Source organism: Pedococcus sp. 5OH_020 (assembly GCF_027812955.1).
Lineage (GTDB): Bacteria > Actinomycetota > Actinomycetes > Actinomycetales > Dermatophilaceae > Pedococcus.
This window is the reverse complement of record NZ_JAPYZV010000003.1, coordinates 295,025-308,712: the sequence shown is the minus strand read 5'-3', so window position 1 is coordinate 308,712 and position 13,688 is coordinate 295,025. Positions and strand designations below refer to the sequence as shown.

Here is a 13,688-nt window from a genome sequence, read left to right as displayed (position 1 = left end):
GGCTCAGACCCCTGCGGCGGCGAGCACCGCGCGCCTGCTCAGCACCGTCGCCAGATGACGGCGGTAGTCGCTGTCCCCGTTGAGGTCCGAAGGCGGGTTGGTCCCCTCCGCCGCCGCGGCGCATGCCTCGCGTACCGAGTCCTGCGTGGCCGGCCCGCCCACCAGCGCGTCCTCCACCGCCCGGGCGCGTAGCGGTGTGGAGCCCATGTTGGTGAGGCCGATGCGGGCTTCGGCGATGAGGCCGTTCTCGACGCGCACGGTTGCGCCGACCGCGACGATGGACCACTGGTGCACGACGCGGACGAACTTCTCGTAGTGGCTGCCCCAGCCAGTGTGCCTCGGGACCCTGATGGCGGTCAGCAGCTCGCCCTCGCCCACGGCCGTCTCGAACAGGTCCTGGAAGAACTCGGTGGCCGGGACGGTGCGCTGCCCAGCCGGTCCAGTGATGACCAGCTCCGCCTCGAGCGCCAGCACGGGAGCGCCCACGTCCCCGGCAGGGTCGGCATGGACCAGTGCTCCGCCCACCGTGCCCCGATGCCGGATCTGCGGGTCCGCCACCTCCTGGACGGCCTTGGTCAGCAGCCCCGCGTGCTCCCGGACGACGTCGCTGGCGAGCAGCTCGGCGTACGTCGTCATGGCTCCGATGACGATGCTGTCCCCCTCCTCCGTGATCCCGCGGAGCTCCTCCACGCGCCCGAGGTCCACGACCCTGTCCGGCGCGTTGAGCCGCATCCGCAGGATCGGCAGCAGGGACTGGCCGCCGGCGAGGACCTTGACCTCGTCCCCGGAGTCCGCCAGCGCCGCCAAGGCGTCGGCGAGGGAGGTGGGGGCCACGTAGTCGAACGGTGCGGGGATCACTGGACCTCTCCGTTCTGTTCGGTCGCGCCGCTACCCGGCTCGTCCTGGTTGGGCGCCCCCGCATCGAAGTGCGGCTGGGCACTGTCGGTCGTCGGCTCGGCCTCGCGGGCCCCGGCGGACCGGATGGCACGCCAGACGCGCTCCGGGGTGCACGGCATCCGGACGTCGCGCACGCCCCACGGCCGCAGCGCGTCGACGATGGCGTTGACCACCGCCGGCGTGGACGCGATGGCACCGGCCTCACCGACGCCCTTGGCCCCGAGGTCGTTCGTCGTCGACGGGGAGACGGTGTGGTCGTTGACGAAGGAGATGGTGTCCGCGGCCGTCGGCAGGGTGTAGTCGACGAAGGAACCGGACACCAGCGTGCCGTGCTCGTCGTACACGGCCTCCTCCCACAGGGCCTGCGCGATGCCCTGGACGATGCCGCCGTGCAGCTGGCCGGCAACGATCATCGGGTTCATGATGACGCCCACGTCGTCGACCGACACGTAGCTGCGCAGCTTCACCTCTCCCGTCTCGGTGTCCACCTCCGCCGCGCACAGATGGGTCCCGTGCGGGAAGGAGAAGTCGACCGGGTCGTACGTTGCGTCCGAGTCGAGCGTCGGCTCGATGCCGTCCGGCAGGTCGTGGCAGGTGAACGCCTCCCAGACCACCTCCGCCATGCTCTTGCCCTTGTCGGTGCCCTTCACCGAGAACCGGCCGTCCGCGAACTCGATGTCGGCCACGCTCGCCTCGAGCAGGTGCGCCGCCACTGGGCGTCCCTTCTCGATCACCTTGTCGGCCGCCAGCACCAGGGCCTGACCTCCGACGACCAGCGAGCGTGAGCCATAGGTGTCCAGGCCGCGGTTGGCGATCTGGGTGTCACCGTGCAGCACCTCGACGTCCTCGAACGGCACTCCCAACCGGTCCGCGATGATCTGGCTCCAGACCGTCTCGTGCCCCTGGCCGTGCGGTGACGTGCCGGTCACCACCTCGACCTTGCCGGTGGGCAGCATCCGGATGCTGGCGTGCTCCCAGCCACCCGCCGCGTACCGCAGCGCGCCCAGCACCCGCGACGGCGCGAGCCCGCACATCTCCGTGAAGGTGGACACCCCGATCCCGAGCTGGACCGGGTCCTGACGGTCGCGTCGCTCCTGCTGCTCGCGGCGCAGCGCGTCGTAGCCGAACAGCTCCTTGGCGCGCGCGGTCGCGGCCTCGTAGTTCCCGGAGTCGTACGTCATGCCCGCCACCGTGGTGAACGGGAACTCCTCGTGCCTGATCCAGTTCTTCTCGCGGATCTCCAGCGGGTCGACGCCGACCTCCACCGCCAGCTCGTCCATGAGCCGCTCGATGGCGAACGTCGCCTCGGGGCGCCCCGCGCCGCGGTAGGCGTCCGTCCAGGTCTTGTTCGTGAAGACGTTGGTGCAGTTGAACTGGTACGAGGGGAACTTGTAGATGGCGTTGAACATGAAGGCGCCGAGGATCGGGATCCCGGAGGTGACCAGTCCGAGGTACGCGCCCATGTCGGCCAGCAGGTCCACCTTGAGCCCGGTGACCGTGCCGTCCTTGGTCGCGGCCAGGGTGAGCCTCTGCCACTGGTGCCGTCCGTGGTGGGCCGAGACCAGGGACTCGCTGCGGGTCTCGGTGTACTTGCACGGCTTGCCGGTATGCCGTGCGGCCAGGACAGTGACGACCTCCTCTGGCGTGTGCTGCAGCTTGCCGCCGAACCCGCCGCCCACGTCGGGCGCGATCACGCGGATCTTGCTCTCGGGGATGCCGAGGACCAGAGCGGTGAAGATGCGGACGAAGTGCGGCACCTGGGTGGCCGACCAGATGGTGAGCTGCTCACCGGTGGGGTCGCACACGACCGAACGCGGCTCCATGAACGCGGGGATCAGCCGCTGCTGGCGGTACTCCCGTTCGATGACGATCCCGTCGGTCCTGGCCTTGTCGATGGCCTCGTCGACAGCGCCGCCCGTGCCTGCGTCGGCCGAGTCGTACTGCCAGAAGGCGCTCTTGTTGGTTCCCAGGTCCGGGTGGGCGAGGACCTCGTCCGCGGCGGCCCTCTTCAGGTCGAGGGCGGCCGGCAGCTCCTCGTAGTCCACGTCGACGAGCTCGGCGGCGTCCCGGGCAGCGGCGGCCGTCCGCGCCACGACCACCGCGACGATCTCACCGGCGAAGGACACCCGGTCGACGGCGATGGCCGGGTGCGCAGGCGCCTTCTGGTCCTCGGTGATCGGCCAGGCACAGGCCATCGAGCCCTGTAGGTCCTTGACGTCGGCACCGGTCAGCACGGCCATCACGCCGGGGGCCGACTTCGCCGCCGCGGTGTCCAGACCGGTGATCCGCGCGTGGGCGAACGGGCTGCGCACCATCGCGAGGTGCTGCATGCCGGGTAGCTGGAGGTTGTCGGTCCACCGGGTCCGGCCCGTCACCAGCCGCTGGTCCTCCTTGCGCAGCCGTGGGCTGCCGATCTCGGCCTGGGGCCGGTCGTCGACGGCGGTCATGCCTGCACCTGGGCGCCTGCAGTGGCCGGCATGGCGACCGCGGCCTCGGCCGGCGCCTGCGCGCCGGCGACCTGCTGCACCGCCTTGACGATGTTGTGATACCCGGTGCAGCGGCAGAGGTTGCCCTCCAGCCCGAGCCGGATCTCCTCCTCGGAGGGGTGCGGGTTGTCGTTGAGGACGTCGATGGCCTGCATGATCATGCCGGGGGTGCAGTAGCCGCACTGCAGCGCGTGGCACTCGTGGAACGCCTGCTGCATGGGGTGGAGCTCCCCGTCACGGGCGATGCCCTCGATCGTCGTGACGTCGTGGCCGTCCGCCTGCACGGCCAGCACAGTGCACGACTTCACGCTGTGCCCGTCGAGGTGCACGGTGCAGGCTCCGCAGTTGCTCGTGTCGCATCCGACGACCGTTCCCGTCTTGCCCAGCTGTTCGCGCAGGTACTGGACGAGGAGCAGGCGTGGCTCCACCTCGTCCTGGTAGCCGACGCCGTCGACCGTCACGCTGATGCGGGTCATCCAACACTCCTTTGTGTCGAGAGCGCCTTAGCTGTGCGCGCTTCGTGGGTTTCCTGCCGTCTCTCCTGCAGTCGCAAGGGGCCCACCGTGGTGGTGGATGGGCCCGTCCCGTTCCGCCAGCCGGTCGCCGCGCCCGCCCCACTGGGCGGCGACGATCTCGGCAGCGATGCTGATGGCGGTCTCCTGAGGGGTGCGGGCTCCCAGGTCCAGACCGATGGGGCTGGACAGCCGGCCAAGCTCCTGTTCGGTGAGCCCGGCCTCGCGCAGGCGCGCCATCCGGTCGTCATGGGTACGTCGCGAGCCCATGGCCCCGACGTACGCCACCTCGGGAAGGCGCAGCGCGACCTCGAGGACCGGGACGTCGAACTTCGGGTCGTGGGTGAGCACGCAGATCACGGTGCGCCCGTCGAGCCGGCCGGCTTCCCGCTGCGCCTCGAGGTACCGGTGGGGCCACTGCACGACCACCTCGTCGGCCGACGGGAAGCGGCTCGACGTCGCGAAGACCGGGCGAGCGTCGCAGACGGTGACGCGGTAGCCCAGGAAGTGACCCACCTGGGCCACGGCCGCTGCGAAGTCGATGGCACCGAACACGAGCAGCCTGGGCCGGGGCGCGAAGGACGAGACGAACACCCGCATCCCCTCGCCGCGTCGCTCGCCGTCGGGCCCGTACGTCAACGTCTCGGTGCGGCCCGACGCCAGGAGCCCGCGGGCATCGTCCAGCACGGCGTCGTCTGCGCGGCCAGAGCCGAGGGTGCCCGTGCTCGGGACCTGGGAGGACTCCCCACGGACCACGAGCCGCCGGCCACGCCAGGCCGGCTCGGGGTGCTCGACCACCGTAGCGAGCGCGACGGGGCGACCCGCCTCGACGTCGGCGGCCACGTCCTCGAGCTCGGGGAAGCTGGCCCGGCTGACCGCCTCGACGAAGACGTCGAGCAGGCCTCCGCACGTCAGGCCGACGGCGAAGGCGTCGTCGTCGCTCACCCCGAAGCGCTGCAGGACCGGTTCTCCCCCGGCCACCACGGACTGCGCGAGCTCGTACACCGCGCCCTCCACACAGCCCCCGGAGACCGAGCCCACCGCCTCTCCGGCCGGACCGACGAGCATGGCGGCGCCCGCCTGCCGTGGCGCGGAGCGCCAGGTCGCCACGACCGTGGCGACCCCGACCGTGGCACCTGCCCGCCACCAGCGGAGCAGCTCCGGCAGGACCTCACGCATGGGCCACCACCTCCACGAGCTCCTCGAAGGTGGCCATCGAGTGGCCGGCGAGGAAGTCGTCGATGTACGGCAGGGCCGCGACGATGCCCTGCTGCACCGGCAGGTAGCCGGGCTTGCCGCGGTGCGGGTTGACCCAGACCACGCGATGGGCGAGCCCGCGCAGGCGGCGCATCTGCTCGCCCAGCGCCTGCGGAGCCTCGCGCTCCCAGCCGTCGCTGAAGACGACGACCACCGCACCTCTGGCCATGCCCCGCCGGCCCCAACGGTCCAGGAACGCGCCCAGGCCCTGGGCGAGCCGGGTGCCGCCCGACCAGTCCGGGACGACCGCTCCACAGGCTACGAGTGCGCGTTCGGGGTCGCGCTGCCGCAGCGCCCGGGTGACGTGCGTCAGGCGGGTGCCCAGGGTGAAGACCTCGACCGGCAGGCCTTGGGCGGCGTAGGCGTGCGCGAGGCGGAGCAGTGCGTCGGCGTACCCGCTCATCGAGCCCGAGACGTCGACGAGCAGCACCAGCCGGCGCGGCCTCGTCGCCCGGCGGCGCCATTGCAGCGGGGCCGGCTCCCCGAACCGGCGCAGCTGGGCACGCAAGGTCCTGCGGGCGTCCACCGCGCCACGGCGGGCAGGAGCCCTGCGGGCAGCGGCGCGGCGGGGCGCGCGCGGGCGCAGGGACGCGAAGAGGGTGGCCAGGCGGGCCCGTTCGGCGGCGCTCAGCGAAGCGAGGTCGCGATGACGGAGCACCTCGGTGGCGCTGGCCCTCGCGCGAACGGTCTCGTCCTCCTCCACGTCCACGGGCCCGGTCCCGTCGGTCCCGGCCGGCTCGACGGAGGCCTGCGTCAGCGGGTGGTCGCGGTCACGCGCCGACCTGCGGGACACCCGGTCGAGGCCGAACCAGGCGGCGTACACCTGGTCGTAGCGCTCGAGGTCCGCCGGGGAGCCGCACAGCGTCGCCCGGCCCGCCCAGTAGGTCTGTGCCTCGGCCAGCCCCACCTGGGCCGCCGCCTCGAGGTAAGTGCGCTCACGGTCCGCCGTGACGGCAACCCCCGCCGCACGCACAGCGCGGGCGAAGGCGAGAAGCACCTCGTCCGGGGCGTGGGCGGTGGCTGTGCTCATCGGGCCAGCAGCCTGTCCAGCGCCGCGCGTACCCGCTCGGCATCCTCGCGGTACTTGACCGCCACACCGAGGCTTGCGGCTGCCGTCTCAAGGTCCAGGTCGCGGGCGCCCAGCTCGTGGAGAGCTCGCGCCCAGTCCAGCGTCTCGGCGACGCCCGGTGGCTTGACCAGCTCGCGGTCGGTGCGCAGGCCCTGCACCACCGTGACCACCTGTTCGGCGAGGGTGTGCGAGACGTGCGGGGCCCTGGTCCGCACGATCTGCAGCTCGCGTTCGAGCCCCGGGTGGTCGATCCAGTGGTAGAGGCACCGGCGCTTGAGCGCGTCGTGCAGCTCGCGCGTGCGGTTGGAGGTCAGGACGACGATCGGAGGGGTCGCCGCGGAAACGGTGCCCAGCTCCGGGATGGTCACCTGCCACGTCGAGAGGACCTCCAGCAGGAACGCCTCGAACTCGTCGTCGGCGCGGTCGATCTCGTCGACGAGCAGGACCGCCGGCGACTCGCGCAGCGCCCGCAGAACGGGGCGGGCCAGCAGGAAGCGCTCGTCGAACAGCTCGTCCTCGACCGCGGCGACGTCGGTCGTACGCTGCGCCGCGACCGCCTCGACCGCACGCAGGTGGAGGATCTGACGGGGAAAGTCCCAGTCGTAGAGAGCCTGGGTGGCGTCGATCCCCTCGTAGCACTGCAGACGGACCAGCGGCAGGTCCAGCGCCTGGGCCACTGCCTCCGCGAGCGCCGTCTTCCCCGTGCCCGGCTCTCCTTCGAGGAGCAGCGGCCGCTCGAGGCGCAGGGCCAGCCACGCGACCGTGGCGAGGGCGTCGTCCGCCAGGTAGCCCGTCCCCCTGAGGCGTTCCGCCAGCTCCCCGGCCGACGCGAACGCCTCCCGTGCCTGCATGTGCTCAGCATCACCTACCAGGCAGGCCGGGCGAAAGGGGTCGACGCCAGGAACCGTCCAGGCGGCCGTCACGCAAGGTCTGCGGGCGTGTCGACGTCCCTGCCGGTGGCCAGGTCGGCGCACTCCACCAGCTCGTGCGGATGCCGGGCCAGGTAGTCCCGGGCGCCGCTGTCGCCCTCCGCCGCCGCAAGGACCCCCTGCCAGTGTTCCCGGCCCAGGAGCACGGGGTGGCCGGGCACTCCGAGGTACGCCGCGCGGGCCAGCCCCGCGGGCGCCCCGACGGCCGACTGGGCGACGCGCCGTACGACGTCGGCGCCGACGTCGGGCAGGTCGACGAGCAGCACCACCACCGCCTCGGCATCGCTCTGTGCCGCGGCCTCCAGGCCCGCCCGTAGGGAGGCACTCTGGCCGGACCGCCACTCGTGCGCCACCACGACGCGGTCCGCCTCCGTCGTCGCGGCGGCGGCCTCCGCTGCGCTCGCGCCGAGGACGACGATGACCGGGCGGCACCCTGCTTCGCGCAGGACCCGGATCCCGCGAGCGGCGTAGCTGAGCCCGTCGGGTCCCGCCAGCAGTGCCTTGGGTGAGCCCATCCGGCGCCCGGCGCCCGCCGCCAGCAGCAGCCCTGCCACCGGGACGGCCGACGGGGACGGGCCTTCGGTCACTCGGGCGCGGGTCGGCCCAGCCCTTCCTCCTCGACGTAGAGACGGCCACGCTGGGCCTCGGATGCCACGGCGTCGAGCCAGTTGCGTGGCTGGGGCCCGATTCCGCGCTCGGCCAGGGCGGCCGAGAGCCGCGCCACGATCTCGTCCTTGGTGAGGTCCGAGGCCCCCGGCAGGACCTGCTGGATCGCCTGCTGGATCTGCTCCTGCGCCCGGTGGTGACGCAGGTACTGGTCGTCGCCCATCTGGGCGAGGTTCCGGTCCTGTTCGCTCATGGTTGCCTCCTGATCGCCGAGCTCACGGTCCCATCTAGCCACAACAGCAGGTACGCCGCCCGGTCACCTCCTGCAGCGGGTCAGGCGGTCGTCGCGGCGCCGCCCGACGGGTCGTCCAGCGCTGGGCCCTCCTGCGCCGGGTCGTCATCGGCGAGACCTGCTTCGAGCGCGGCGACGATCCGGGGCCGGAGCTCCTCGGCCCTGATGACGGCGTCCACGGACCCGACCGTGACGGCACGGTGGATGCTGTGCACGCTGTCGAACTCGGCGGCCACCTCTCCCAGCTTCTCGGCCCTGACGGCGGTACGGGTCTGGGCGAGCATCGTCGCGAGCTCTGCCCGCCGGACCCCCTTGGCGCCGGCCAGCTCGCCCTCCAGCTGGGTGACCCTCCGGTCGGCGGCGGTGCGCGCGTCGACGTCGCGGGAGAACACCACCGCGGCCGCGGGGGCACCGCCTAGGACGGAGGCGTACGAGCCCTCGACCGCCAGCACCGTCATGCGTGGGTTCAGCGCCTTGGAGAAGACGACGAAGGCACCACCGTGGTACCGGGACACCACACAGAAGACGATCGGCCCCGCGAAGTTGACGATGGCCCGGCCGATCTCCGCGCCATACTCGAGCTGCAGGTTGCGCATCGACTCCGGGGACCCGTCGAACCCCGACAGGTTGGCCAGGACCACGAGGGGACGGTTGCCGCTCGCGGCGTTGATGGCGCGGGCCGCCTTCTTGGACGACCGGGGGAACAGCGTCCCCGCGGTATACGTGTCGGGGCCGTCGGTCGGAGGGAACCCGCGGCGGGCGACGTTCTTGGACTCGATGCCGAGCAGGCATACCGGGATCCCCGCGAGGTGGGCGTCCTGGACCACGGCCGTCTCGGCGTCGGCCATCCCCGCCCACCGCTCCAGGGTGGGGTGGTCCCGGTCGGCGACGGCCACCATGAGGGTCCGGATGTCGAAGGCCTTCTTGCGGTCCGGGTTCATCGTGGGCGAGAAGATGTCGCCGACGGTCGTGAACGTGGAGTCGGCCAGCTCGTGCGGGTACGAGGTAACGTCCCGGTCGGCCGGGTCCGTCGTCAGCGCGCGGCGGGGCCGCCGCTCGCCGGGATGCACGTAGGTGTGGTCGTAGTGCGCCATGAGGACGTCCCGCGCGCCGGCGAGGTCCGGCGCCCAGTACTGCGCCTGGCCGTTGGGACCCATGACGCGGTCGTACCCGCCGATGCCGAAGTTGTCCTCGGCCGAGACGCCGCCGGAGAAGTCGAGCGACTGCTTCCCGGTCAGGACCATGGCACTGTCGGGGGTCATCACGAGGATTCCCTTGGTGTGCATGAGCATCGTGGCCTCGGCGTTCCAGTACGGCTGGGCGCCGACGTTGATGCCCGCCACGACGATGTTGATCTCGCCGCCCGCCTGCGTGAAGTCCACGATCCGCTTGAGCGCCCTCGCGACCCAGTCCATGTTCTCGGTGCCCGAGTCCATGGAGATCCGCGCGCCGGCGGAGAGTGCGAACCACTCCACGGGCACCCGCAGCTCCTCGGCGAGGTCGAGGGCCGCGATGATGCGCGAGCACTCCGCCTCGGACACCGCACCCAGAGCCTTGAGCGGGTCGCCGCACAGCAGCACGCGCTTCATCCCCTCCGGGTAGCGCTCGGTCGGGGTCGTGATGACCCCCGCGATGATCCCCGCCTTGTTGAGGCCGTACGGCCGGTCGACCGGCACGAGCCGGCCCGTGTCGTCGAGGTCGTACTCGACGGCTGTGCCGCCGTGGCCGGCGATCATGGCCTGCAGCTCGTACGGGTACACCACACCGCGTCGCCGGGCCCGGACCACCTTCTGGGCGTAGTCGTCCAGCGGCTTCAGCCGGTCGGTCGGCGGCTGCTCCACCGAGGTGACCACGCCGGAGCCGGGCTGGAAGTGGAAGCGCGCCGCCAGGGGAGCGCTCGCGCCGTCCTCGGTCGCGATCCGGCCCTGGACGAGCACCTCCTCGATCCCCGCCCCGGCGGTGAGCGGGGCGATCCTGTCCTGGAGCGCGGTGAGCTGGTCGAGGTCCGCCTCCACCGGTGGCCAGATGTGGACCCAGACGTAGTTCATGTCGAGCCGAGCGCCGGCAGCACCGCGCGCCGACCTGGCCCGGCGGATGGCCTCGAGGCAGTTGGCTATGGCGCGCTCGGCGTGCGGCAGGGCGGTGACCCTGCCCGTCTCGTCGCGGACCACGGCGAGCTGGCGTACCTGCGCCAGGGCGACCAGGCGCTGGTCGGAGTCGTTGCCGGGCGCCACGCACTGGTAGAGCAGGACGTCCTCCGGGGCCTCTAGGCGGGTGAGGTCGAAGTCGCGCAGTCGCCACAGGTTGAGGCGCCGCCCCACCATGGGGTGCACCCCTCGCACCAGGCGGTCCTCGCTCATACTCCCGTCCGGCTGCGGCCGGAAGGTGAAGTACCCCACCGGTCGGCCGCCTCCCGGACAGGCGGCCACCGCGATCCGGCGCACCTCCTGGGCGAAGGGCAGGTCGGCCACCAGCTCGGCGAGCCGGTCGGAGCTGTCCTGCGGCGTCTGCGGCTCGTCGGGCCAGGAGAGGTACAGGTCGACCACCGCCTCGTCGCCGGGCCGGCGCTTGGCGAGCTGGGCTGCCACACCGTCCACCAGGTCGCTGCCCGGCACGAGCTCCGCGACCGTGCCGACGGTGGTGACGAGATGGGTGGGCCGGCCGTCCAGGGTGTAGTCGGCCACGGCGTACGGGCGCGTCTGCGTGACGAGCTCCCGCAGGCCGAGCAGCTCGTGCTCGCGATAGTGCCGCTTGATCAGCACGGCGAGCATGGGCTCGTGCCGGGGTACCCCTCCCTCCAGCCGGTCGGCCAGGAACTGGACGATCTGTTCGGGGATCGCGGCCAGCGCGTCGATGCGCCTCGCGCGCTCAGCACCTTCCGGCATGGCCTCCAGCTCGGCCAGCTCGCGGCTGACCCCGCCCAGGACGCTGGCCCGGTCGGCATCGACGAGCGGCTGGTCGAACCACCGGAACCGCACGCTTCGGGCCAGGTCACCGATCACCGGGAAGCGGAGCTGGGTTGCGACGACGAGGCGGTCCAGCACCTCGCGCGCCGCGGCATCCAGCGGCCGCTGCGGGCGCGGCTCGACGATCCACCGCTGGAGCAGCGCCGTCGCCATGAGTACCTCGGGGGCGGCTCGCTGCTGGGCCAGGAAGACGCGGAAGACGGCCTCCTCCAGCTCGGGAGTGCGGTCGAGGCCGTCGATGCCGTAATGCCGCAGGACCCGCGCCAGCTTGGTGCGGAACTGCTCGGGAAGCGCACCTCGTTCGACGTCGAGGCTCTGCAGGTAGGTGTGGAAGTGCTCCCGCGGGCTGTGGACCCGATGCTCGACGTGCGCCTCCTCACCGGCGGGACGGTTGCGGCTGAGCTCGGCGAAGTCGGCGAACACCTCCAGAACGGGGATCTCCGGTCCCACCTGGGGCACGCCTTCGGCTACCAGCTGCTCCCTGGCGCGCAGGTAGGTGCTCAGGGTGTTCCCCTCGTCCCTGGGGTCGAGGTCGTACCCGAGCAGCATCGCGGAGAGGGCGGCCCGTGCACGTTGGGCCTGCTGAGCGGGGCCTGCCTCGGCGGCCCGGTCGACGGGGAGGTCGAGGTCGACCGGCTCGCCGGTGGTTGCGGCCGCAGCCTCGTCGCCGTCGCCGACCGGCTCCAGGCGGAGCATCGGCGCCCCGGTCTCCACCTGGCTGCCGGCGGAGACGAGCAGCTCCTTCACGCGTGCCGCGAACGGCGCCGGCAGCACGGTCTCCATCTTCATCGACTCCAGCACCAGTACGGGGGCTCCGGCCGCCACCTCGGAGCCCACCGGCACGGGCGTGGCGACGACCAGTGCCGGTGCCGGCGAACGCAGCACCCCGCCCTCGTCACGGCTGACCCGGTGCGTGACGCCGTCCACCTCGACCAGCTGGACCGGCCCGTGCGTCGCGGTGATGAGCCGGTGGGTGCGGTCCCCCACGGTCAGCCGGCTGGTGTACTCGTCCAGCCTGTCCAGGTCGGCGTCGACGGTCTGCTCGGTGGCACCGGCGGCCACGGCGACGCGGAAACGGTGCGGTCCGACGCGCCATACGGTGACCTTGTACGTCGTACCGCGCAGCTTGAGGTCGATGGCCCGGCCGGTCCGGTGCTGGACCTGCGGCCGGCCGCCTCGGGAGGTCTCCAGCAGGCGGGTCCGCTCCAGCCCCTCCTCGTCCTCGTAGGCCTCGATGCCCGCGGCGATGAGCGCGATGCCCGAGTGACGATGGGAGACGAGCCGGCCCTGGGCGCGCACGCGGTCGATCCAGCCGGTATCGGCCGAGCCGTCGACGACCTCCGGCTGGTCGAGCAGGTCGAGGATGAAGCTCTTGTTCGTGGCGCCGCCCTCGATCACCACGGTGGTCTCGCCCACGGCTCGCCTCAGCCGGGCCAGCGCCTCGTCTCGGTCGCGGCCAACGGCGATGATCTTGGCGATCATCGAGTCGAAGTCCGCGGGGATCGAGTCCCCTTCTCCCACACCGGTGTCCACGCGGATCCCCGGGCCCGCCGGGAGGTTCAGCAGGGCGATCCGGCCCGGCGACGGCGCGAAGTCGCGGTCCGGGTCCTCGGCGTTGAGCCGCGCCTCGACGGCGTGGCCGACCTCGGCGGGCCGCTCCCCCTCCAGACGGCCCCCGGCGGCGACGTGCAGCTGGAGCTTGACGAGGTCGGTGTCCGTGGTCGACTCGGTGATGGGGTGCTCGACCTGCAGCCGGGTGTTGACCTCGAGGAAGGCGAAGAACCGCTCCCCCGGGTGGTAGAGGAACTCCACCGTGCCGGCACCGGCATACCCCACTGCCACCGCCAGCCGCTCGGCACTCGCCTTGACCTCCGCGACCTCCTGCGGGCTCAGCACCGGGGAGGACGACTCCTCGATGACCTTCTGGTTGCGTCGCTGGACCGAGCAGTCCCGGACGCCGATGGCCCACGCGGTGCCCTGCCCGTCCGCGATGACCTGGACCTCGACGTGACGGGCGCCGGTGACGAGCCGCTCGAGAAACACCACCCCGGAGCCGAAGGCCCGCTGGGCCTCGTCACGGGTCCGTTCGTAGGCCTCGGTGAGATCTGCGTCGGAGGCGACCATCCGGATCCCGCGGCCGCCACCTCCGGCAGTGGCCTTGAGCATGAGCGGGTACCCGATCTTCGCCGCCGCCGCGGTGGCGTCCTCGAGCGTGTCGACTCCGCCACCGCTCCAGGGCGCTACCGGGACACCGACCTCCTCGGCGATCAGCTTCGACCCGATCTTGTCGCCGAGCTTGCGCATGGCCTCCGGGCTCGGACCGATGAAGGTCACCCCGATCCGCGCACAGACCTCGGCGAAGCCGGGATCCTCGGCAACGAAGCCCCAGCCGACCCAGGCAGCGTCGGCTCGCGTCTCGCGCAGCGCCCTCTCGAGGACCGCGTAGTCGAGGTACGGCCGGTTGGCGGCGGGGCCGAGGTTGTAGGCATGGTCCGCCTCGCGGACGAACATCGCCCGTTTCTCACCCTCGGTGTGCAGCGCGACGGTCTCGATGCGGTGGCCGCCTGGACCGGCTTGGGCGTTCAGGTCGCGCACCGCGTGGATGAGCCTCATGGCGGCCTCGCCCCGGTTGACGATGGCGATGCGCGAGAACATCGGGTGGGCCTCCCAGCGA

General features: G+C 72.2%; 9 protein-coding genes. All 9 read right to left on the bottom strand.

Features of this window, described 5'->3' with window-relative positions; genetic code table 11:
* Positions 1–3: 3 nt before the first annotated feature.
* Positions 4–858, bottom strand: a complete 855-nt coding sequence (locus PHA84_RS07095; protein ID WP_270887399.1) for an FAD binding domain-containing protein — start codon at positions 856–858, stop codon at positions 4–6.
* On the bottom strand, positions 855–3,344 hold the full coding sequence (locus PHA84_RS07090; RefSeq protein WP_270887398.1) for a xanthine dehydrogenase family protein molybdopterin-binding subunit: 2,490 nt from the start codon (positions 3,342–3,344) through the stop codon (positions 855–857). Before PHA84_RS07090 ends, PHA84_RS07095 begins: the two co-directional genes overlap by 4 nt.
* Entirely contained in the window at positions 3,341–3,859 is a 519-nt protein-coding gene (locus PHA84_RS07085) for a (2Fe-2S)-binding protein (RefSeq protein WP_270887397.1), read from the bottom strand. The genes PHA84_RS07090 and PHA84_RS07085 overlap by 4 nt, the downstream gene beginning before the upstream one ends.
* A gap of 27 nt (positions 3,860–3,886) precedes the next feature.
* Positions 3,887–5,074: an XdhC family protein gene (locus tag PHA84_RS07080; RefSeq protein ID WP_270887396.1), complete on the bottom strand. Its 1,188-nt coding sequence runs from the start codon at positions 5,072–5,074 to the stop codon at positions 3,887–3,889.
* The gene (locus PHA84_RS07075; RefSeq protein WP_270887395.1) at positions 5,067–6,182 is read right to left on the bottom strand and encodes a vWA domain-containing protein; all 1,116 of its coding nucleotides are present in this window, start codon (positions 6,180–6,182) and stop codon (positions 5,067–5,069) included. Before PHA84_RS07075 ends, PHA84_RS07080 begins: the two co-directional genes overlap by 8 nt.
* Positions 6,179–7,072 (bottom strand): AAA family ATPase, encoded by an 894-nt coding sequence (locus PHA84_RS07070; RefSeq protein ID WP_270887394.1) that lies wholly within the window; start codon positions 7,070–7,072, stop codon positions 6,179–6,181. The genes PHA84_RS07075 and PHA84_RS07070 overlap by 4 nt, the downstream gene beginning before the upstream one ends.
* A 68-nt stretch (positions 7,073–7,140) precedes the next feature.
* Positions 7,141–7,737: a nucleotidyltransferase family protein gene (locus tag PHA84_RS07065; RefSeq protein WP_270887393.1), complete on the bottom strand. Its 597-nt coding sequence runs from the start codon at positions 7,735–7,737 to the stop codon at positions 7,141–7,143.
* Positions 7,734–8,009: a hypothetical protein gene (locus tag PHA84_RS07060; RefSeq protein ID WP_270887392.1), complete on the bottom strand. Its 276-nt coding sequence runs from the start codon at positions 8,007–8,009 to the stop codon at positions 7,734–7,736. The genes PHA84_RS07065 and PHA84_RS07060 overlap by 4 nt, the downstream gene beginning before the upstream one ends.
* An 80-nt stretch (positions 8,010–8,089) precedes the next feature.
* Positions 8,090–13,669 (bottom strand): ATP-binding protein, encoded by a 5,580-nt coding sequence (locus PHA84_RS07055; RefSeq protein WP_270887391.1) that lies wholly within the window; start codon positions 13,667–13,669, stop codon positions 8,090–8,092.
* Positions 13,670–13,688 lie beyond the last annotated feature (19 nt).

Excerpts from the sequence above, each read along its gene's own strand:
- PHA84_RS07090 (WP_270887398.1), bottom strand. The coding sequence starts at position 3,344 with ATGACCGCCGTCGACGACCGGCCCCAGGCCGAGATCGGCAGCCCACGG.
- PHA84_RS07085 (WP_270887397.1), bottom strand. The coding sequence starts at position 3,859 with ATGACCCGCATCAGCGTGACGGTCGACGGCGTCGGCTACCAGGACGAG.
- PHA84_RS07060 (WP_270887392.1), bottom strand. The coding sequence starts at position 8,009 with ATGAGCGAACAGGACCGGAACCTCGCCCAGATGGGCGACGACCAGTAC.
- PHA84_RS07070 (WP_270887394.1), bottom strand. The coding sequence starts at position 7,072 with ATGCAGGCACGGGAGGCGTTCGCGTCGGCCGGGGAGCTGGCGGAACGC.
- PHA84_RS07075 (WP_270887395.1), bottom strand. The coding sequence starts at position 6,182 with ATGAGCACAGCCACCGCCCACGCCCCGGACGAGGTGCTTCTCGCCTTC.
- PHA84_RS07080 (WP_270887396.1), bottom strand. The coding sequence starts at position 5,074 with ATGCGTGAGGTCCTGCCGGAGCTGCTCCGCTGGTGGCGGGCAGGTGCC.
- PHA84_RS07055 (WP_270887391.1), bottom strand. The coding sequence starts at position 13,669 with ATGTTCTCGCGCATCGCCATCGTCAACCGGGGCGAGGCCGCCATGAGG.